18 protein-coding genes and 1 pseudogene are annotated in these 20,039 nt (G+C 57.4%); 8 read left to right on the top strand and 11 right to left on the bottom strand.

The window, feature by feature from the left end:
• Positions 1 to 218 precede the first annotated feature (218 nt).
• The 6 genes from G518_RS0106175 to G518_RS41280 all read left to right on the top strand — a co-directional run bounded on the left by G518_RS0106175 (position 219) and on the right by G518_RS41280 (position 5,703).
• A complete protein-coding gene (locus G518_RS0106175; RefSeq protein ID WP_028601783.1) occupies positions 219 to 521 on the top strand; it encodes a hypothetical protein in 303 nt (100 codons plus the stop codon).
• Positions 522 to 944: 423 nt separating this feature from the next.
• Positions 945 to 1,184, top strand: a complete 240-nt coding sequence (locus G518_RS39165) for a hypothetical protein (RefSeq protein WP_245597911.1) — start codon at positions 945 to 947, stop codon at positions 1,182 to 1,184.
• Between the two features lie 471 nt (positions 1,185 to 1,655).
• Positions 1,656 to 2,726 (top strand): acyltransferase family protein, encoded by a 1,071-nt coding sequence (locus G518_RS38315; protein ID WP_051236118.1) that lies wholly within the window; start codon positions 1,656 to 1,658, stop codon positions 2,724 to 2,726.
• A gap of 392 nt (positions 2,727 to 3,118) precedes the next feature.
• A complete protein-coding gene (locus G518_RS0106200) occupies positions 3,119 to 3,601 on the top strand; it encodes a hypothetical protein (protein ID WP_028601785.1) in 483 nt (160 codons plus the stop codon).
• Between the two features lie 23 nt (positions 3,602 to 3,624).
• A complete protein-coding gene (locus tag G518_RS41275; protein ID WP_211231677.1) occupies positions 3,625 to 4,593 on the top strand; it encodes a collagen-like protein in 969 nt (322 codons plus the stop codon).
• A 159-nt stretch (positions 4,594 to 4,752) separates the two neighbouring features.
• Positions 4,753 to 5,703, top strand: a complete 951-nt coding sequence (locus G518_RS41280; RefSeq protein WP_051236122.1) for a collagen-like protein — start codon at positions 4,753 to 4,755, stop codon at positions 5,701 to 5,703.
• Between the two features lie 92 nt (positions 5,704 to 5,795).
• Here the strand turns inward: G518_RS41280 and G518_RS0106215 are convergent, their stop codons facing one another.
• The gene (locus G518_RS0106215) at positions 5,796 to 6,776 is read right to left on the bottom strand and encodes a Bug family tripartite tricarboxylate transporter substrate binding protein (RefSeq protein ID WP_028601786.1); all 981 of its coding nucleotides are present in this window, start codon (positions 6,774 to 6,776) and stop codon (positions 5,796 to 5,798) included.
• 482 nt (positions 6,777 to 7,258) lie between these two features.
• Between G518_RS0106215 and G518_RS0106220 the strand changes: the two genes are divergently transcribed.
• Both G518_RS0106220 and G518_RS34115 read left to right on the top strand, forming a co-directional pair.
• Positions 7,259 to 8,017, top strand: a complete 759-nt coding sequence (locus G518_RS0106220) for a type IV toxin-antitoxin system AbiEi family antitoxin (RefSeq protein ID WP_028601787.1) — start codon at positions 7,259 to 7,261, stop codon at positions 8,015 to 8,017.
• Positions 8,010 to 8,372: pseudogene (locus G518_RS34115) on the top strand (nucleotidyl transferase AbiEii/AbiGii toxin family protein); the annotation flags it as partial. The gene G518_RS0106220 and the pseudogene G518_RS34115, both read left to right, overlap by 8 nt.
• 114 nt (positions 8,373 to 8,486) lie before the next feature.
• On the opposite strand, the gene G518_RS0106230 reads toward G518_RS34115, so the two are convergent.
• The 10 genes from G518_RS0106230 to G518_RS0106280 all read right to left on the bottom strand — a co-directional run bounded on the left by G518_RS0106230 (position 8,487) and on the right by G518_RS0106280 (position 19,947).
• A complete protein-coding gene (locus G518_RS0106230; RefSeq protein ID WP_028601788.1) occupies positions 8,487 to 8,921 on the bottom strand; it encodes a DUF2442 domain-containing protein in 435 nt (144 codons plus the stop codon).
• Positions 8,922 to 9,362: 441 nt separating this feature from the next.
• Positions 9,363 to 10,721 (bottom strand): NAD(P)/FAD-dependent oxidoreductase, encoded by a 1,359-nt coding sequence (locus tag G518_RS0106235; RefSeq protein WP_211231678.1) that lies wholly within the window; start codon positions 10,719 to 10,721, stop codon positions 9,363 to 9,365.
• A 24-nt stretch (positions 10,722 to 10,745) separates the two neighbouring features.
• Positions 10,746 to 11,429, bottom strand: a complete 684-nt coding sequence (locus G518_RS0106240; RefSeq protein ID WP_028601790.1) for an amino acid ABC transporter permease — start codon at positions 11,427 to 11,429, stop codon at positions 10,746 to 10,748.
• Positions 11,430 to 11,435: 6 nt separating this feature from the next.
• Complete coding sequence (locus tag G518_RS0106245) at positions 11,436 to 12,170, bottom strand: amino acid ABC transporter permease (RefSeq protein ID WP_028601791.1); 735 nt, start codon at positions 12,168 to 12,170, stop codon at positions 11,436 to 11,438.
• A gap of 26 nt (positions 12,171 to 12,196) precedes the next feature.
• Positions 12,197 to 13,102 carry an amino acid ABC transporter substrate-binding protein gene (locus G518_RS0106250; protein ID WP_084651528.1) on the bottom strand — a complete coding sequence of 302 codons (906 nt, stop codon included), beginning with the start codon at positions 13,100 to 13,102 and terminating at the stop codon, positions 12,197 to 12,199.
• A 143-nt stretch (positions 13,103 to 13,245) separates the two neighbouring features.
• Entirely contained in the window at positions 13,246 to 14,163 is a 918-nt protein-coding gene (locus G518_RS0106255; protein ID WP_211231679.1) for a LysR family transcriptional regulator, read from the bottom strand.
• Positions 14,164 to 14,478: 315 nt separating this feature from the next.
• Positions 14,479 to 16,092: a gamma-glutamyltransferase family protein gene (locus tag G518_RS0106265; protein ID WP_028601794.1), complete on the bottom strand. Its 1,614-nt coding sequence runs from the start codon at positions 16,090 to 16,092 to the stop codon at positions 14,479 to 14,481.
• Positions 16,093 to 16,094: 2 nt separating this feature from the next.
• Positions 16,095 to 17,456 carry an aminotransferase gene (locus tag G518_RS0106270; RefSeq protein ID WP_028601795.1) on the bottom strand — a complete coding sequence of 454 codons (1,362 nt, stop codon included), beginning with the start codon at positions 17,454 to 17,456 and terminating at the stop codon, positions 16,095 to 16,097.
• A 44-nt stretch (positions 17,457 to 17,500) separates the two neighbouring features.
• A complete protein-coding gene (locus G518_RS0106275; protein WP_156909300.1) occupies positions 17,501 to 18,967 on the bottom strand; it encodes an amidase in 1,467 nt (488 codons plus the stop codon).
• The gene (locus tag G518_RS0106280; protein WP_036593779.1) at positions 18,964 to 19,947 is read right to left on the bottom strand and encodes a Bug family tripartite tricarboxylate transporter substrate binding protein; all 984 of its coding nucleotides are present in this window, start codon (positions 19,945 to 19,947) and stop codon (positions 18,964 to 18,966) included. Before G518_RS0106280 ends, G518_RS0106275 begins: the two co-directional genes overlap by 4 nt.
• Positions 19,948 to 20,039: the final 92 nt, after the last annotated feature.

Below are 20,039 nucleotides of genomic sequence, written 5' to 3' on the forward strand. Positions count from 1 at the left end.
AATCGATCATTGTTTCTGAATTGGAGAAAGTCTTGTTCTGATCTGGTGGTTTTAAACACTCTCTTGTCGGAGCAAACTACGTCTTACGGAGCCGGCCACCAGCCTTCCAAACCAAAAGCCTCCTCCGCGATGAGTCCGAGAAATAAAGCGGATTCATTGAAGAGGAGACCGCCTGATGGGCAGTCCCGCTGGACCAATTCAATTCAAAGGAAAAGATCATGCAAGTTAAAAACATCGCCCTCGCTTCTCTGTTCGCTGTGGTGCTCTCTGGTAACGCTTTTGCAGCGCAACCCGCATCTGGCGAAGGCCCCCTGTTTCTGAACGAAGCCGCCGGTGTCAGCACACTGACCCGCGAAGCCGTGCGTCAGCAAGCCATTGCCACCCCACCTGCTACGGATGCCTACAACGCGTTCGCAGTCGACACTTCTGTACACGGCGATGTCACTCGTGCTGAAGTGCGTGAGACAACCCGTGATGCTATTGCCCATGGCTTCCAGGTGAAAAGCGGCGAATTCGCTTAAGGACAACTTGACGGTACCTAACGGCACCTGAAGCGGCCTGCAACTAGGCCTCGCAAAGCGAAAAAACGAGATGCTTGTGCTCTCGTTTTTTTTTGGCTCCGTATGAGGCGCTTAAAACTGCAGGGCTCGAACCACGGAATGCGAGCCCTGACGAATGCGAACGCTCTTCAAGCAAATCTCCTCGGAGTGAGGCACGAATATTTTTGTGAAGTCTCTGGTTTCTAGTTCGAAGCGACTTCACGTACTCATGCAGCACGTCGAAAGAGACGGTTGCATTTTTCTAGTTCAAACTCTATTTCCGGGGACATCGTGGCGAATGACGACACTGAGAGACGTAAAATCCCTGGCCTTCAGCCCCCACACGTTTCCCTTATGCGCCTTGAACGACTGCGTCGCGAATTTCCCGACTTCGACATCACAACCTTGCCGACCATACCCGAAGGATATGTCGACTCATCTAGCTACATCGATGCCGCTCCGTCATTCGAGAACGCGGAGCGCGGTTTGAAAGTGTATGTCGACTACGCCAACTATGCCGACCGCGGATCCGGCAGGAGTCAGCGCTTCTGCGTTTCGTGCTACGACGAGGAAGCTGGCGACTTCGAGGACGTCGCCCTCTCGACTAACGATTGGGCCGAAGTCACTCGCTTCCTGACCGCTTGAATGCTCTCGCCAGGGGCGATCGGTTTCCGTTTCGCTCCTGTGGTCTTCGTTGATTTCGAAGGCCTCCTGCACTCCTTCAGTGAGAAGGCGGTGGACGAGCATGTTCGATTACATCCTTCTGTTCCTGCTGAGTACCGGTGCACGTCTGAACGAAGCTATGCAGGCCAAGTGGGAGCAGATCTATATTCAGACTAGGGTTCTGGGGCGTCGCTGTATCTGAGGTCAACAGGTTGCTTGGTTCCAGGCCTGACTTAATGATCGCTTTGGTCCAGAGCGGCCCATCACTCAAGCGCTGCAAAGCAGCCATTCAACGAATCCAAGTCCCTGCTAAACAATGGCTGAGTGCCAATGCCAAAGCATTTACGGCAAACCCAGTCACCGGCGAATTCCAGCAGCCTCATTCTTGAGTTGTAATGAAACCGGAAGGGAGGCCATCTGACTACACACATTCGTCGCACATCCATCTCCAATGTGGACTTCTTGCGCGGCATTGCAGCGTTAGCGGTCTTGGTGTGGCACTACCAACATTTCTTCTATCCACAGGCTGGCACGCATCTAGAGGATCGCAGTGTTCAACCCTTCTACTCCACTCTGCGCTGGCTCTATGACTATGGCGGGCACGGTGTGCAGTTTTTCTGGATCCTGTCGGGCTTCGTGTTCTTTCACGCCTACAAGGGGCGTGAGCAACTGAGCCTGCGGGACTTTGCGGTCAACCGATTCAGCCGCCTCTACCCACTGCATCTGGCGACCCTGCTGTTGGTCGCGGTGTTGCAATTCGTGAGTGCCAAGCTTCTAGGCTATTTTCAGATCTACCCAATCAACGACCTCTATCACTTTGTACTGAATCTTTTTATGGTGTCTCATTGGGGGCTCCAGAAGGGATGGGCTTTTAATGCACCCATCTGGTCGGTATCCGTAGAGATCGTGATCTATGGCCTTTTCTTTGTTTACATGAAAAGCCTTGGTATCCATCTGCGCTCGGCCGTTGCGTGGTTTGTATTCACGTGGGTGGTCGTCCAAGGCGTGAGTCCTGCGAATGTGTTCAGTCAATGCGCTCTGCTTTTTATTCTGGGAGGCGTAGTGCATGAGCTGCACGCCAGCCTCTCACGGAGACTGTCCACATGGTGGTGCGCTGTACTTTCTCTTGCCGTCTGCGTGTTCGCTGGGTATGGGCTGTATCTCAGCGGTACGTGGAGCGAGCGCTGGGTCTATTTCGGGTTGTTCCCGGGCTTGATTTGGCTATGCACGTCTCTGGAATGCCTCGGCATCTCTGCGGGTAGGGCCGGCAGAGCTGTCGGCAATCTCTCTTATGCGTCGTACCTTCTGCATGTGCCCATCCAGATTGCGGCCATGACTGCAATGGATGCGGCTCATCTCGATCGCTTGGCCATCGTCAGAACCCCTTCATTCCTCGCGGCCTTCCTCGTCACCGTGTGTCTGTGTAGCTACTGGGTCTTTCGGTATGTAGAACTGCCTCTAAAGGAGGTCATTCGTCAGCGACTTTGGCTTCGTCCAGATTCACGGGCTCATGTGGGCACCTAGCTACTTCAGCAACCTGAGGTCATGCCATGCCTCACGCTGCTGTTCAAAATTTGCTAAGGCGTCGGCATGTTCAATGTGACGAAGCGAATCGACTATTGCGACAGAGATTGCCTAGGCCTTCTGGCCGTAGTCCATGTCAGCAGCCATTCCGTGACCCAGGTCCTAATTCAGAGATCGGAAGGACTAAAAAATACCGATCGCTTTCTTTAGTACTCAAAATTCGAGCACTGATCAAAACGAAAACCACGTTTGCTATCATATTGTTAAGTTTGTTTTCAAAAGTATCCTTTGAAAACAACCGGAGCATGCGATAGGAGTCGAGTCTGCTGCGGGGAGCGTATGCCTTCCCGCTAGCGCCACTCCCGCTTGTCCTCTGAAAAAAGGAAACCTTCATGACACACGTTTCGGGCGTCCGGGCGGCATTGACTCTGGCGCTGGCGCTTTGTTCAGGGATGGCGCTGGCGCAAGTCCAGGTGCCCGCGGGGGCCAACCTGGATCTCGCCCAAGGCCGTATGACACTGGGCTGCACTGATTTGCAGGTGGCTGGCAGGCTCGCGCTGGGTGCCGGCGGCACGTCAACGGAGATTCGCGATGTATTGATTGAATCCGCTGGCGTGACGCAACTGAACGGCGGCTCTCTCGAACTGGCCGGGCAGTGGAGCAATCAGGGTCAGGTGGCGGGGCCTGGCAGCGTGCGGCGCGTGGCCGTCGATGTGCCTGGCTGCGCCGTGACTGGGGCATTAGGCCCCATTGCGTATGGGCCGCCGCTAGCGGTTATGCCGGTTCCAAGCTTGGGAACTGCGGCGCTGGCACTGCTGGCATTGGTACTGGGTGGACTGGGCATGCGCGCGCGTCGGCGCGACGACGTCCGGTGACTATGGCAAAAGGAGTGTTCGAGATGATTCTTTCGTTGCAAACCGGGCGTACGCTGATTGCCTTGGCGGTCTTGTCTGTGCTGTCTGCGCTGCCCGCAGCTGCCGCAGACGTCACCATCACGCCAGCGTCAGGCGGTGGCGTGACCATCAACTCTGCGCCGGGAACGGCTGCGCTGAAAGTCGCGCCTGACAACACGGTACAACTCCCAGGATTGCCTGGGGCGCCTATCTACACCGACTTCGTCTGTCGCGACGCCAGTGGCATTTTAGGAGCCTGCCAGGCGCCACCGAGCGGGGCCGTCGGGCCTGCTGGTGCCACGGGCCCGGACGGACCAACAGGCCCCACGGGGTCTGTCGGGCCTACGGGCCCAACTGGGCCAGCCGGTGCGGCAGGGCCGGCCGGTGCGACAGGGTCAGCCGGTGCGACGGGGCCAGCCGGTGCGACGGGGCCGGCCGGTGCGACAGGGCCAGCCGGTGCGACAGGCACAGCCGGTGCGATAGGCACAGCCGGTGCAACGGGGCCGACCGGTGCGACGGGCCCGGCAGGCACCTCCGGTTCTAGCGGGGTGCTTCGCTACCATGTCCGCGGCTCGGCTGGTCGCCCCGGCGTCACCAGTACGGTTGCGACCCTGCAGCCGAGCATGACCCAAACATTCACTCTCAGCAACAGCGCCAACGTGGCGATTTGGGCCACCATAGGTGCCCGCTCCACTGCGGTAACGACGGGCGCTTGGGCTTACGTGGACGCGATCATCCACCTGAACGGCAGCCCCCTGTCGGCTGGCGGATGGAGTCGGTTCGGCATCGTCAATGGAACTTCAACAAACGTCTTCAACACAGTGGCCCTCAACACGTTGATCGGTTTGCCGGCTGGAACGCACACCATTGAACTGCGTACCGCGCGTTCTGGCGGTAGCACGTCCGTGGACATAGGCGGCAATTCAGCGGCCGAGGTCAACCCCGGTGAATTGACGATCCTGGTTCTACAGTGATGGTCCGCTTGGCCTATTCAGGACGATGGTCGCCATTTCGAAGTGGTGGCAATCAATGATGAGCACAGTGACTTGGCGACCGATCGAGCTTGGCTCTGCGGCTGCTTTCCTGTCGCGTTCGGGTCTGCGTAAGAGTCTTTTATGAACGGGGCTTGCAGTATGATTTTTCCGCCGTGTTTCCGCCGTGCTCTGCTTGCCACAGCGGCGCTGTCTGCGCTGTCTGCGGCGGCCGCAGATGTCACCATCACGCCAGCGCCAGGCGGTGGCGTGGTCATCAACTCCGCGCCGGGAACAACGGCGCTGAAAGTCGCGCCTGGCAACACGGTGCAACTGCCAGGATTGCCCGGAGCGCCCACTCACACAGACTTCGTCTGTCGCGACGCCAGCGGCACTTTGGGACAATGCCAACTGCCACCGACCGGGGCCGAAGGGCCTGCTGGTGCCACGGGCTCGGCTGGGCCTGCTGGCTCGACTGGGCTTGCCGGGTCAGCGGGGCCAACTGGGCCAACCGGGGCGACCGGATCAACCGGTGTTTCAGGGCCTGTAGGTGCTTCGGGGCCTGCCGGTGCTTCGGGGTCTGTAGGTGTTTCCGGGCCTGCGGGTGTTCCAGGGGCTGCAGGTGTTTCAGGGGCTACAGGTGCTACAGGGGCGACGGGCCCAGCAGGCCCTACGGGTTCTTCTGGCGTGACTCGCTACCACGTCCGCGGCACGGCTGCCCGCCTCGCCGTCAACACTGTAACGCCGACCGTGCAGCCAGGCCTGACACAAACCTTCACCCTCAGCAACAGCGCCGATGTGGTGGTCTGGGCCAACATCGGCACCCGCAACACTTCAGCGACGACGGGCGTCTATTCTCACGTCGATCTGGTCATCTACGTCAACGGCAACTACTTGCCCGATGGTGGCTGGAATCGGTTCACCACCGTCAATGGAAGTTCATCAAACGGCATCAACACCGTGGCCATCAACACCTTGATCAATCTCCCGGCTGGCACGCACACCATTGACCTGCGTACCTTGCGCAACGGCGGTAACACGGACGTGGACATAGGCGGTAATTCAGTCACCGGCCCCAACCCGGGCGAAATGACGATCCTGGTTCTGGATTGATATGCCGCCTGGTGCAAAGGGTTATGTTGCCGTAAGGGAACCCTTAGTCTGGCAACACGAAATCCATCGCCTCTGACATTGAGGCGACTTCCTCATTTTTTCGGTATGCCAGCGGCACTGATCAGTTGGCCATACCGCTTGATTTCGGATGAGACAAAGCTGCGCAGTTGATCTGGGCTCAATTCCATCGGTGTAGCGCCCATCTTTTGAATGTATTCCTTGCCTTGCGGGCTGGCGATGATCTTGTTGATCTCTGCATTCAGTCGTTTCACGATCGCCGGATCAGTTTTGGCTGGCGCGAACACTGCAACAAAACTCACGAGCGCAACGTTTTGATAGCCAGCCTCGGTCATGGTGGGAATGCTGGGTAACAACTGCACCCGCGTCGCATCGGTCACACCCAGCGCCTTGACCTGCCCGCCGTTGATGAACCCCGCTGCCGCGAACGGGTCTGAAAACGTGAAATCGATTTGCCCACCGACCAGATCTGTCATGACCTGCGGCATGCCACGGTAGGGGGCAATCGTTAGTTCCAGACTGCCCGCAGTTTTCAGCAATTCCGCCGCGATTCGACTCGATGTATTCCCGGTGCCCAGCGACAGAGGCTTGCCAGCAGCGCCACGTTCCTTGGCCAACTTGATAAAGCTGTCGACATCATTGGATGGAAAATCCTTGCGCACCACCAGCATCTGGGGGATCTTGATAACGCCAGCAACGGGTTCAAAATCCTTTTCTGGGTCGTAGGGGAGCGTGTTGTACAACGCGGGATTGGAGCCGTGAGCGGAGTTGGTGCTCACCATCAGCGTATAGCCATCCGGCGGCGCAGCCTTGACAGCCTGCGCTGCGATGATGCCGTCGGCGCCCGTACGATTGTCGATTACAAACGTTTGTCCAAGGCTTTTGCGCAGCTCGTCAGCAATGAAACGAGATACGCCGTCAGTGGCGCTGCCCGGTGGGAAAGGCAAGACCAGCTTGATCGGCCGGTCTGGAAAGGTCTGAGCCAAAGCCAGGGAGGCGCTTGAAAGCAAAACGCTGGCTGCGAAGAGATGTTTGAGCAGACGAACTACGTTCACGATATGTCTCCAGAATTTTTTTATGGGGAATCGGCGCAGTGCGCACTTACACGGTTTACTCCGATCGAGCGCAGTCTATGAATGGCACTTGTCATGTGTCCATTCGTTTTTTCGGGATGCGGAGTCCCTGATTCCTGAAGATGCAGCTTTCGAGAGCCTCTGCGGGAGTTCTCTGTGACGCGTTAATTTTGCTGGTGCGCAGACGCTAGCGATTGATCTTTCGCACGTGGACCATGCGGCCATTGCCTGGTGCTCCATTGCGATGGCTTGGTGGGAACGAAGGGTAGGCTGGTGACTGACCACACCTGCGGCTCATCAAACTCACCATCTCCCGACGTGCAGGAGTGAGCATACTGATCCCGGGTGGTGTGGTGTGATGATTTGATTGAATAATGAGTGAAAAATAAAACAAGGATATAGAAATAAGTTGATATTCAATCTTTCTCCTTGGTTCTGATTGGAAAATGTGATATTTTTAGTACATGAATAGAACTCCACGACACGCTCTAATCAAGAAGCTCCAGACCAGTCTGCCGCGCGGGATGCCGTTCGATCTGGCCACTCTGGAGCGTATTGGTGTGTCTGGCCAACTGGCTGCCCACTACGCTGAAAGCGGTTGGCTGAACCGGTTGGGCCAAGGGGTCTATGTGTTTGCCGGTGACACCTTGAGCGCGCATGGCGCGATCAAATTCCTGCAAACGCGTGTCACCGGCTTGCATGTGGCAGGCAGGAGCGCACTGGCGCTTCAGGGCGTGCGCCACAACCTCGTGGCACGCGAAGCGCTGGTGCTGTGGGGTGACGTGCGCTTTGTGCTGCCGGTGTGGTTCACTTCCCAATTCCCATCGCGTTATGTGTCCGCCAAGTTGTTCAACTGGCTGGATGGCACGCTTGGCAGCAAAAGTTTGACGACACCGCCCGGCGTGACTGATGGATTGCGCGTCTCAGTCCCCGAGCGAGCTGTCCTTGAGCTGCTTTACGACGTTGGTACGCATCAGGGGTTGGAGGAGGCGCGGAATCTGTTCGATGGTCTTCGCAACCTGCGCAAAGACGTTCTGAGTGAGCTGTTGCAATCCTGTACCAGCATCAAAGCCGTTCGACTGTTCCTGACCTGGGCACGCGAAACCAATGTGGTCGATGTAGACGCACTGCAAAAGCTATATACGCTGCCTGTCGGCGGCGACAAACGATGGATCACCCGCATGAAAGATGGCAACCTGCTGAGCCTGAAACCTTATGGATAAAGCATACGCCGATACAGTCCGCTTGCTGCTGACGGTCGCGCCCGATGTGTTTGACAACGACATCTTCGCGATGAAGGGAGGCACAGCTATCAACCTGTTCGTGCAGGACATGCCGCGCTTGTCAGTCGATATCGATGTGGTCTACACGCCCTGGCAAACTGCTCGCGAGCAGGCCTTGAAAGCCATTAGCGAGGAACTCGATGCCATTGCCGGACGGCTGGCCCGGTTGGGTCTTGCCACACGCAAGGTCAACTCCAAAGACCTGGGTGATACCAAACTACTGATTGAAAATGCCGAGGCCCAGGTTAAGGTTGAGGTCAACGTAGTGTTTCGGGGCACCGTGCTCCCGATCGAGCTACATCGAAGCAATTGACCAGGAAAAAAACAGTCCTTACCTTTTGTTGAAAACCACAAGCTAATGATTCCCGAGACTCAATGAACATGTCACGAGCACTGGGCGTCAGGCGACCTAACGTGGCAGTTGCTCCCAGCCGATACAGGCTAGGCCAACGGTTTTCGGGACAGGCCTGGTTCCGCTTCGGTAGTACGCCAGTATGCGGCGAGATAGCCCGAGTTCATCAGCAGCTTGCTCAAGTGTGAGGCGGTGTCTCGCCATCCAGTTGAGGACGGATTCGTGCGAAAACTCCCCGACTTGCTCAATAGCTCGGGCGCGCAGGTTATCGGCGGCAAGCTCTAAGTCGTCGTCATCATCCCAGATGACGCTCAAGCCGTGATAGCCAAGCTTAACTTTGGAGAACACGTTGTGAATGCGTTGGAGTCTTGAATGTCCCCTGATGATCTGCGCAACATCGACATCGAACACTCCGCCATCAGCGTAGGTGAGTTTCAGGGTCATGACATCCGCGGGGTGCGCGGCAGTTAACGTGAAGTGTCTATTTGTCATGGTTTAACGCATGCCATCTAGCAGCAGCCACTACCCCGTTGATTTACTAAGCCTGTTCAATTTTCCGCCAAACCTCATCAGCGCTGCGATCTTTGATCCAGGGATGAGGCTGTGAGTCGCACAGCCAACAACTGCACGGTGTTGCAGTGGCCACGGCCCTGCCCAAGGCACGGGGGTCCTTACGCAAGTCTCGACCATAGAAAAAAAGCCGCTTCGCTTTGATGCGGGCTTGATGGTGACGGCGCTCTGATCTAGGCATCTGAGCATTTTCACTCAAAAAGATCGAGTGCGCGCTCAAAAGCACTGGCGTGCAGGGCTAGGGGAATGACCTAAGCTGCCGGATTGTTTCCACATGTCGGTGGTGGCCGGAAAAATTCACGAACGCCCTCCTGGTGTCTCGACTTTGTCCACGCCACTTAGGTGCCTGCCTTCTGCAGTTTTCTAAAGAACGCCCGTAGCCATGGTGTTCAATTGAAGCATCAGCGCCTTGTCCTCATAGCGAGCCAACCCCAGCGTCTTGGCGTATGCAGGCAACGCGCTACCCGCCACCCAGGCCGCGCAAAGCGAGCCCGTCGCACACGCGGCCATCGTGCCGAATCCCGACAATGCACCCGCCACAAAGGCGCCTTCGGAGCGCATCGGTCCGATCAGGGGCCAGTTTTCGTCGTTCATCGTGTAGTAGCCACCATAGTGATGTGCGCCGCGCGGCAAACGACCAATGTAGGCTGCTAGGCCTGGGTGCAGCCGACTTCCAGCGCGCAGCACCAAATCGGGAAACTGTGGGTCTGCGGGCTCATCATCGTGCGGGTTAGTCGCTGTAGTGTTGTACGCCCAACCCATCTTGATCCAGTTGCCGTCCACTGCACCGTCCGGCCGGCAGTGTATGCCGCCGGGCATGGGTTCCACCAGCTTGCGGCTGGCAGGATCTGAGGCCAGCAACTCACGGTCTTCGTCCGACCAGGCGAGCGTCTGGCCGTCCAGGTCTATGGTGAAAGGCATCTGGCGCGGGATGGCGCCCTCGCGGTCCTGGAACGCGATCTTCTGCTGGTAGAGACATTTGACGGGGAGATCTTCACCCAGCATATTCGCGATGTCGCGCAAGAAGGGGCCAGCGGCATTCACCAGACGGCCTGCGCGTAGGGTGGTGGTGCCGCCGCCTTCCGCCTCCAGCTCCAGCGTGAACGGCTTGGCGCCCGAGATACCCCTGAGCTGCGTGCGCACCAGTTTTCCACCTGCAGCGCGGAATTGCTCCAGCATGTACTGGCCCATTTGCTGGCCGCTGATCGAGCCGGCGCTGCGGATGTGGATGATGCTCCGCACGTCAGCCGCCAGGTGCGGGAAGTGCTCCCTGATCAGCGCGGTGTTGAGGAGGACATCGACACCATCTGGCGCCGCTTGCCAGGGCGAGCGTACCGGCGGCTGGTAGCTGGCTGAGGGTGATTCGCGAAGGCGGATCTGCTGGCTCGATTCCGCATAGCCTCGGTACAGATCGTCGATGAGATCCTGCGGCCGCTCGCGCCGGGTGACCAGGGCGTAACCACCACGCGTCATATTCAGACGGCCACCGCTGGCGGCATCCAGCTCTTCCATCAAACGGGTACTGTGGTCAGTGAACGCGGTCATGGTGGGATGCGGCCACCAGTTGCGGTAGTTTTCTCCGGACTGCGCCGAGGTCAGACTCATAGGGTCGCGCGCATCAATGAGCGCCACACTTTTGATGCCCTGCTCTTTGACCAGGTAGTAGGCCACGGCGATGCCGGCATTGCCTGCGCCGATGACGGCGACGTCAACTTCTTCCATAGACATTGATTCCTTGGGGATTTTCTAGCGAACGATGGTGACGCGCCGCTGCAGGGATTTGGCGACGCGTGAAAGGGTGATGCAGACCACGAGGTACACGAGCGCGACGGTGAGGTACATCTCGTGCGGACGGCCGTCGCGCTTGGCAACGAAGTCAGCGCTACCGAAGAAGTCCTTGATAGACAGAACCGACACCAGAGAGACGTCTTGGAACAGCACAATGGTCTGGCTCAGCAACACTGGCAGCATGTTGCGAAAGGCCTGCGGCACGATGATGTAGGCCATCACCGACCAGTAACCCATGCCCAGCGCCTTGCCGGCGTAAAGCTGACCGGGGGGAATGGATTGCATGCCGGCGCGCATGATCTCGCAGAAATAGCATGCCTCGAACAGGATGAAGGTGATCACGCACGAGGTGAGCGCGTTGATTTCCACTGGCCGCTGGCTGCCTGTCACCCACGCCGCGATGTAGGGCACCAGAAAGAAGAACCAGAAGATCACCAAAAGCAGCGGAATGGAGCGCAGCGTGTTGACGTAGGTGCCGATCGCCCGGGACAGCACCGCGTTGCCTGACATCCGCCCCAGCGCCAGCAGCGTGCCCAGCACCACACCGCCGAGGGCGGAGATGGCGGTCAGTTGCAGCGTGAACCAAAAACCCTTCGCGAGCTGCGGCCAAACACGGATGATGAGGTCGGTGTCGAAGTCCATGGCCCTTCACCTCGGCTGCCGGATGCCCAAGCCTGGCACGTCGAGCTTGCGCTCGATGAATGCCATGAGCCTGACGACCAGCAGATTCACTGCCAGGTAGATCAACGTTGCTGCCGTGAACGCCTCGAAGATCTGGAAGGTGGTTTCCTGCATCGACCGCGTGGCGGCCATCAGCTCCACCACGGCGATGGTGAATGCCACCGAAGTGTTCTTGATGACGTTCAGGAACTCATTGGTCAGTGCTGGCAATATCTTGCGCAAGCCCACCGGCAGCAACACATACCTATAGACTTCGAAGGTTCGAAGCCCCAAGGCGCGCGCTGCATAGCTCTGTCCCGTGGGGATGGCCTGAATACCGGCGCGCACTTGCTCCGCCACGCGGGCGGAGGTGTAAAAAGACAGGCACAGGATGGCTGCGACCACGTTGTACTTGTCCCAGGCCTTGATGGCGGATGCGGCACTTTCCGGCAGCAGATCGGGTGCCACATAGAACCACAGGAACATCTGCACGATCAGCGGAATGCTGCGAAAAAATTCCACATACGCTTCGGCCAAGCGCGCGAAGACGCCGCCGGTGAAGGTGCGTGCGATGCCGACGATGGCGCCAGTCAACAGCGCCGCAGCCCAGGCGCTCAAGCCAACCACCAGCGTCCACTTCAAGCCCAGTAGAAGCGTGCCAAGGTAGCTTGAGACCCCATCCGACGAGGTGGCCCAGAGAATGGGCCAGTTCCACTGATACATGGCGGTATGTCAGACGCCGTCGTGATTTACTCGATACCTTTGTCGTTGGGATTGGCCAGGACGTTTTTAAGCGCCGCGGTCATCGGGAAATTGAGGTTCACATTTTTGGGCGGGATGGCCGACTCGAACCACTTGGCATAGAGCTTCTGGTAGTCGCCGGAGCGCACCAAAGCGGCCAGGGTCTTGTCCACCGCAGCCTTGAACTGCGGATCGTCCTTGCGCATTACCAATCCATAGGGTTCCACGCGCAGCGCCTCGTCAATCAGCTTGAAGTCACCGGGTTTGGCACTGTTGGCCACCAAGGATGCCAGCAGGATGTCGTCCATCACGAAAGCCTGTGCGCGGCCGGTGCTGAACATCAGGAACGATTGAGCATGGTCAGGGTTGGTGAGCTTCTTGGTCTCAAATTTTTTCTCCTGCTCGAACTTTGTCAGCAGGTTAATAGAGGTGGAAGCGGCCGTGAGTGCCACAGTCTTGTCGTTGAGGTCGGCAAACTTGTTGATGCCGCTATCACGGCGCACCACGGCGCGGATGCTGGAAACATAAAGCGTATTGCTGAACGCCACCTGCTTTTGCCGCTCCACAGTGTTGGTTGCCGGGCCGCAGACGATGTCCACGCCCTGGTTCTGTAAAAGGGGGATCTGCGTGCTGAGGGTCACGGGGCGAAGCGCGACCTTCACTTCCTGCTTGAGATCGGCTTTGATCGTGTCGACCACGCGGGCGCAGATGTCCATGAAGAAGCCGATAGGCTTTCCATCGTCGGTAAGGTAGGAGAACGGCACAGACACATCGCGGTGACCAATGCGGATCTCGCCGGTTTCCTTGATGCGCTGCATGGTGCCGTTGAGCGCCTGGGCGTAGGCCGCACCAGTGGCGAGCAATGCGATTGAGGCGGTGCAAGCGCCCAGAACGAGGTGGCGTAGGTGGTGCATGGAAGGCTCCTGGGTTGACGCGAGCGATTATTGAACTGCGAACACCCTGGATTCTTCCGATTTAACTGTTCGTGAAAAGCGATATTTTTAGATTAAATTCATTCCTAAAAGTGATGTTTTTCTCGCCGCAGTGCCACCAACGACTATCGCCGTGCTGCCGAGGTGTCGATTTGGAACGGCTGGCTGAAATCACAGCACTCCTTAACCAGCTCCACGACGGCATCCAGGAACGTGCTGCGCTGCTCTTTCTTGTAGGCGGCCACGTAGGGAATGTCCGGGGCCTGAGGCGTCACCTTGAAGACCTGTAGAAGACCTGCGTTGATCAGGGGCGACAGGCACATGTGCGGCAGCCGGCTGACACCCAGACCAGATACCGTCATGGCAACAATTGAGACAAGGTTGCTGCTGACGATGGTGTTGTCGGGCACAACGCCCAGGCTTTTTAGCCAGCGGTTGAAGATGCGGCCCGTTCCCGAACGCGTGCCTTCTACCAGGAACGTCTGCTCGGTAAGTTCCTGAAGTGCAATGGTCTTGCGGCGAATCAATCCGGGTTTGCACATCCAGCCCATTTCAACCTCGCCCACAACTTCCTTGACCAATCGGTTGTCTTCCAGCTCTGAGGGGACAACGATGAGATCGAGCTCGCCAGCCAGCAGCTTGTCGCGCAGAGGCACCATGGCGTCCGCATCCAATTCAATGATCACGCGTGGCCAGGTCAGGCGTATGCGCGCCATAAGTGCTGGCATCCAGGTCATGGCAGCCACCTCGGTCACCCCGATGCGTAGCCGCCGCTCGATGACGTCCGAGCGCGAAAACGCCTCGACAGCGGCGTTGCGCTGATCAAGAAGGCCTTTGGCGATGTGATACATCTCCTGGCCTTTTGGGCTCAACTGCGCGGTGCGCAAGGTGCGGTCAAACAGTAGCGTGTCAAAAAGCGACTCGAGCTCCTGCACACGTTTGGAGACCGCGGACTGCGTGGTATTGAGCCGGGCGGCTGCCTGCGCGAAGCCGCCAAGTTCCACCACCCAGTAGATGGCTTCAAGCTGTTTGAACGTCAGCATAAATAGTAATGTTGCTGCCCATACAGGGTGGATGGGCGTGCACCCATTGTCACGTTTTGCGCGTTCCAACTGGAAAGAAGTCGCAACTCACAGTCACACTGAGGGGAGTTCGCTCAAGCTGAAGATGAGCGAATTGCATACGGCGATCGCGATCGCTTATTCAGTTTCTGGATGGGCTGGCAAGATGCGGTCAGCCCTCTGAATCAGAAAATGGGAATGAACAGGAGTCCTGCAGTCTGGGGCTTCGAAAACGTGATGCTTGGGAACGCGTTCACGGCCCCTGGTCCTTAGGAGAGGCGCTAGAAATTTCCCACTCTAAAACCCCACAGCTTGCCCATCCCGACGCGAATCTGAAGCCCCCAAATAGCCCGATTCCAGTTTGTAAACAAATTGACCGGAGCCAAAGCGGATAAAGCCCGTCGGTTTGACGTCGACGGCATGCCCCATATTCAGGAGTTCCTTTGAGACTTCCTCACCAGCATGCGCTTCGAGCATCAGCGTATTGTCATCATGGTTGACAAGGAAACGGGGAGCATCGCTTGCCGCTTGAGGATTCTGCTGATGATCAATCATTCTCGACACAATCTGAAGATGACCTTGTGCCTGCATGTTGCCCCCCATGACTCCGAACGCCATTAACGGCTTATCGTCTTTGGTCATGAAGGCCGGAATGATGGAGTGAAGCGGCCGCTTTCGAGGTCCAACCTGATTGGGATGACCAGAACGAAGAGAGAAGCTTGAGCCTCGGTTGTGAAGTGCAATGCCGGTTCCTGGAACCACGATTCCTGAGCCGAAGCCCAAGTAATTCGACTGGATAAAGGAGACCATGGTTCCCTCTTGGTCCCCCGTGGCCAGATAGACAGTTCCTCCCATTCCTGGCCGGCCTGGGTGCATGTCGCTTGCCCGCTTCATGTCGATCAAGCGCGAACGTTCGCTTAAGTAGCTGTTGCTTAAGAGATCGCTCACGGAAACCGTCATAGCACTCGAATCACCCACGAAGGCGTGCAAGTCAGCGAAGGCCGCTTTCATCGATTCAATAAGGACATGGTAGTAAAGCGGGCTATCAACTCCCAGTGCAGCCAGGTCAAACTGCTCAGCAATTCCCAATGCCATCAAGGCCGCAATACCCTGACCATTAGGAGGAATCTCGTGAACATCCACCCCGCGATAGTTGCGGGAGATAGGCTCAACCCAGTCAGCGGTATTGCTGGCCAGATCTTCCATGCAAAGATCTCCTCCAGTTTTGTTTGACCACGCCACAATGGCTTCGGCGATTGCCCCCGTGTAGAAAGCTTCTCCTTTTGTCTCTGCTATGAGCTGCAAGGTGCGAGCCTGGTCAGGAAATGACCAGCGTTCCCCCGGAGCAGGAGCGCGCCCCTGGCGCAAGAATGCATCTCCGAATCCTGGCTGATCTTTCACCCAGCCCGCCACAAATGGCCAATGTGCGGCAACCAAAGGCGAGACCGGAAAACCTCCCGTGGCATATCGGATTGCTGGCTCAAAAAGCTTCTGAAATGGCAGTTTTCCAAAGCGATCGGAGAGTACTTTCCAGCCCTCCACCTGGCCTGGTACTGTCACGGACTGCCAGCCGAATTTAGGCATGGCCTCCAAGCCGCTAAATCGCTCCGGCGTCCAGGCGGCTGGGGAGCGACCGGTCGCATTCAGACTATGCAACTTTCCTTTGTGCCAGACCATGGCATACAGGTCACCTCCAATGCCATTCATCACTGGTTCGACTACTGTCAAAGCAATAGCGGCAGCCAAGGCTGCATCAACTGCATTTCCCCCCTGCGACATCATCAGCAGACCTGCTTGTGATGCCAGTGGCTGAGATGTAGAGACGACGTTGTCGGCCAACACAGGGAGTTTTTGCGATCGATATGGAAGATCCCAATTGAACGCAGGGAGGCTCTGGGTAGGGTTGCTCATCTTTACGCTGCCAACGCCCGTTCGGCTTCGTTTAAGCCGTGCCTGAGGGTTTCCACGATTCTGTCAATTTCCTCCTCACTCACGATCAGCGGTGGGGCAATGCAAATGGTGTCACCAAGGGGCCGAACCACCACACCTTGGGCTTCTGCAGCTTTGCCTACAAGCATGCCGGCCTTCACGCTAGGATCGAACGGCGCCTTGGTGGTTTTGTTCTGTACCAACTCGATTGCCGCCATCAACCCCTTGCCGCGCACTTCTCCGACCAGAGGATGTCCAGACATGGATTGCAGGCCGAGCATTAAGCGATCACCCATGCGTTTGGCATTCGCGGGTAATTGGCGCTCTTCGTAGATATCCAATGCTTCCAGGGCAACGGCCGCCGGCACGGGGTGACCACCGTAGGTGTAACCATGGCCAAAAATGCCGATCTTTTCGCTCTGGCTCCGCATGGCGTCATATACGCGCTCGTTAATTAGCAGCGCGGAGATGGGCAGATAAGACGCTGAAAGACCCTTGGCGCAAGTGATCATGTCGGGTTGCATACCCATGGTTTGCGAGCCCCACATGTTTCCGGTTCGGCCAAATCCGCAGATGACTTCGTCAGCGACGAGCAGGATGTCGTATTTCTTGAGGATCTTCTGTATGGCAGAAAAATAGCCATCGGGGGCCACCACCACGCCACCGGTACCCATGACGGGCTCCGCGAAGAAGGCCGCAATGGTTTCCGGGCCTTCCTGGACAATGGTCGTTTCTAGTTCTGCAGCCAATCTCTTCACAAAGTCAGCTTCAGTTTCGCCAGGCAAGCCTTCCCTGTAGAAATGCGGGCACGTCAGTTGCACCATGCCTGGAATGGGCAAGGCAAAGTCCTTGTGCATGTGCGGCAAGCCTGTCAGGCTGGCAGCTCCGATAGTCGTGCCATGGTAGGAGCGTTTTCGCGTGAGCATCTTGCGCCGCTGGGGCTGGCCAATCCCGGCCCAGTAATACCACGCAAGCTTCATCGCTGTATCAACAGCTTCGGAACCCGAACACGAGAACACCACCTTGCTCATGGGTACTGGCGCCATCTGAACCAGCCGTGCGGCCAGTTCGGTGGCGGGCTCAGAAGTGCGGTGAGCAAAGTTCTGCTGATAAGGCAGCTTTCTTAGTTGACGTTCTGCCGCTTCAATCAGCCTCGTTTCGCTGTAGCCCAGCGTTGCGCTCCACATACCAGACATCGCATCCAAAAATTGCCGACCTTTATCGTCAAAGGTATAGCAACCTTCGCCGCGGACCATGACGGTGGGCCCGAGCTTTTCATGCAGGGCCAGATTGGTCTGCGCATGAATGTGGTGGGCAATGTCTTTCTTCTGGATATCGGTAAACATGTTGTACTTTGAATAGTTGAATGTTTTTGAACGGGAGACTTGAGCTAGCAATCGAGCAGAGGGCTGCGCCTCAAACTCTGACCTGAGGCTTGCTCATAAGCGCATCCAAGTTGCAGCAAGGACCAATCCGCCTGCTGGCGACCAATAATCTGAATGCCCGCAGGCAAACCTGCTTCGTTGAAACCAGCTGGTGCCGCAAGCGCAGGCAATCCGGCCATGGTTGCGGGGATGGCCACCTTCAGCCATTCGTGATAAGTCGTCATCTGGTGGCCATTGATGCTCTGAGGCCAATGGATGTCTGCATCAAATGGAAAGACCTGCGCGCTGGGCAACACGAGGAATTCATACTGCTTGAGCAGCCGGTTGATGGCTTGGTACCAAGCCGTACGGACGCAACTGGCTTGAAAAAATTCACTGCTTTTAAGAGCAAGCCCGCGTTCGATTTCCCATACAGCTTCGGGTTTGAGCAACGGCTTCTTTCGCGAATCTGAGTACAGCGCACCGCCAAAGCCAGATACGGAAAAACTACGGAGATCCAGCCAGGCCCTCCACAGGCTTTGCAAGTCGAAGTCCACCGCGGCCTCCTCCACAAGGCAACCGATGGCCTCAAGGCTGCGCAATGCGCTTTCCGCAATGGCCATCACGCCGGGCTCCATCGGAAGAAACCCCTGCATGTCGCCGAGCCATCCCACACGACAGCGCTTGAAGCTTCGCTCAAGTCCGCTCACATGATCAAAGGCGGGCTGTTTGTAGCTGGTTGGAACCCGAGCGTCATAACCTGCTTGCACGCTTAGGAGTAGTGCCAAGTCCTGCGGATTCCGGGCCATAGGCCCTGCAACAGTGAATTGCTGAAGGAAGACCTCGTCGCCCGGTCCGTAAGGAACGCAGCCTGGGGTTGTGCGCAGACCCCACACATTGTTGAAGGCCGCTGGCGTGCGGAGCGAACCCATCATGTCCGACCCGTCCGCTATCGGCAGCATACCTAGTGCCACGGCGGCCGCAGTGCCGCCACTGCTGCCGCCGGCGGATAGCCGAGGATCCAGGGAATTCCCTGTAACACCGTAGACGGCGTTATACGTGTGGCCCCCAAGACCGAACTCAGGCGTGTTGGTTCTACCAATAAATATAGATCCGCTTTTGCGCATGCGCTCGAAGACGATGGCATCCGAAGGCGAGACGGCATCCCTGAACAGTGGGGAGCCCCGTGTGGTCACCATTCCTGCTGCAGGCAAGATGTCCTTCGGCGCCTGAGGCATGCCATGCAATGGCCCGAGCCACTCGCCTCTGGATAGGCGCGCATCCATGGCGTCAGCCTCAGACAGCAAGCTGGCGCTGTCTCCCAGGGCGACAATCGCATTCACCGTGGGATTGAACCGGTCGATCCGGTCAAGAAAGGCCTGCATGACTTCCCTGCAGGACACCTCCTGTGACTTGATCGCGCTACTGAGCCCGGTGGCTGACATGTCAGCAATCTCAAGCTTGCGCGGGAGCATCTCCATGGCTTGCGTCATTGCATCGTCAGCCCGGCTTGCTTGACCAGCTTTTCTGTCTTCGGAAGCTCGGTGCGCACCATTGTCTCAACCGCTTTGGCACCGGCTTGCCCAGGTTCTGCACCAAGTTGGGCCAGCTTGTTTTGGAAGGCCTCGTCCTTCATCAGCTTGTCCATTGCGTCGCTAAGCAACTTCACCACGGGGGCAGGTGTGCCTGGCGAAGATAACAAGGCGTACCAAGGTGCCAGGTCATAACCGGCATAGCCCTGCTCTGCGATCGTTGGAACCTGTGGCGCGATCTTGCTGCGCTGCGCGCTGGTCACCCCGAGCGCTCTTAGCTTGCCGTCTGCGATCAAGGGCAGGCTGGTCGTGATGGTGTCGAAATACATGGACACCTCGCCAGACATCACGGCAGGCAGTCCCGTTGCGGCGCCCTTGTATGGAATGTGCAAGATGTCTATGCGCGCTATGGACTTCAGCATCTCACCAGCCAGATGCGACAGTGTGCCGGCGCCTTGCGATGCATACGTAAGCTTGCCAGGATTGGCCCGCGCGTAAGCCACCAGCTCAGGCAATGTCTTGAAGGGAGATGAACTGCTGGTCACCAACAAGTTTGGCGTCACAGCTACCAGGGCAATCTTTTCGTACGCGTCAGGGTTGTAGAGCAGTTTCTTGAACGTGAATCGATTGGTCACCAGCGTGGCTGGAGTCGCCAACAAGAGGCTGTAGCCATCTCCTGGTGCGCGCGCAACCGCTTCTGCACCAAGAATCGTTGCAGCGCCGGGCTTGTTGTCAACAATAAACGGCTGGCCAAAATGCCTCCCAAGCCCTTCTGCAAGGATCCTGCCCAGCACATCGGTCGTTCCACCTGCAGGGAAGGGAACGACAATCTTCACAGGGCTCGCTGGCCATGCTTTGCCAGTCTGAGCCCATGCAAGATTGCCAGCAAGCATTGCCGCGCTCAACGATCCAGCGAGTTTGATGAAATCACGTTTTTTCATAGTTACCTCTGAGTTAGTTCAATCGGTCCCTGCAACGGCCTGCCTGGACACCCTTTCAACCTCGCTGCTTGCTACCTAAGCGACCGCAACGC

The organism is Ottowia thiooxydans DSM 14619, assembly GCF_000422885.1.
Lineage (GTDB): Bacteria > Pseudomonadota > Gammaproteobacteria > Burkholderiales > Burkholderiaceae_C > Ottowia > Ottowia thiooxydans.

What these genes read in the sequence shown, in the direction of transcription:
- G518_RS0106230 (WP_028601788.1), bottom strand. Translation starts at nt 8,921, where the DNA reads ATGACAAATAGACACTTCACGTTAACTGCCGCGCACCCCGCGGATGTC.
- G518_RS0106175 (WP_028601783.1), top strand. Translation starts at nt 219, where the DNA reads ATGCAAGTTAAAAACATCGCCCTCGCTTCTCTGTTCGCTGTGGTGCTC.
- G518_RS0106235 (WP_211231678.1), bottom strand. Translation starts at nt 10,721, where the DNA reads ATGGAAGAAGTTGACGTCGCCGTCATCGGCGCAGGCAATGCCGGCATC.
- G518_RS0106245 (WP_028601791.1), bottom strand. Translation starts at nt 12,170, where the DNA reads ATGTATCAGTGGAACTGGCCCATTCTCTGGGCCACCTCGTCGGATGGG.
- G518_RS0106200 (WP_028601785.1), top strand. Translation starts at nt 3,119, where the DNA reads ATGACACACGTTTCGGGCGTCCGGGCGGCATTGACTCTGGCGCTGGCG.
- G518_RS0106265 (WP_028601794.1), bottom strand. Translation starts at nt 16,092, where the DNA reads ATGAGCAACCCTACCCAGAGCCTCCCTGCGTTCAATTGGGATCTTCCA.
- G518_RS0106250 (WP_084651528.1), bottom strand. Translation starts at nt 13,102, where the DNA reads ATGCACCACCTACGCCACCTCGTTCTGGGCGCTTGCACCGCCTCAATC.
- G518_RS0106220 (WP_028601787.1), top strand. Translation starts at nt 7,259, where the DNA reads ATGAATAGAACTCCACGACACGCTCTAATCAAGAAGCTCCAGACCAGT.
- G518_RS0106275 (WP_156909300.1), bottom strand. Translation starts at nt 18,967, where the DNA reads ATGACGCAAGCCATGGAGATGCTCCCGCGCAAGCTTGAGATTGCTGAC.
- G518_RS0106240 (WP_028601790.1), bottom strand. Translation starts at nt 11,429, where the DNA reads ATGGACTTCGACACCGACCTCATCATCCGTGTTTGGCCGCAGCTCGCG.
- G518_RS41280 (WP_051236122.1), top strand. Translation starts at nt 4,753, where the DNA reads ATGATTTTTCCGCCGTGTTTCCGCCGTGCTCTGCTTGCCACAGCGGCG.
- G518_RS41275 (WP_211231677.1), top strand. Translation starts at nt 3,625, where the DNA reads ATGATTCTTTCGTTGCAAACCGGGCGTACGCTGATTGCCTTGGCGGTC.
- G518_RS0106255 (WP_211231679.1), bottom strand. Translation starts at nt 14,163, where the DNA reads ATGCTGACGTTCAAACAGCTTGAAGCCATCTACTGGGTGGTGGAACTT.
- G518_RS0106280 (WP_036593779.1), bottom strand. Translation starts at nt 19,947, where the DNA reads ATGAAAAAACGTGATTTCATCAAACTCGCTGGATCGTTGAGCGCGGCA.
- G518_RS0106270 (WP_028601795.1), bottom strand. Translation starts at nt 17,456, where the DNA reads ATGTTTACCGATATCCAGAAGAAAGACATTGCCCACCACATTCATGCG.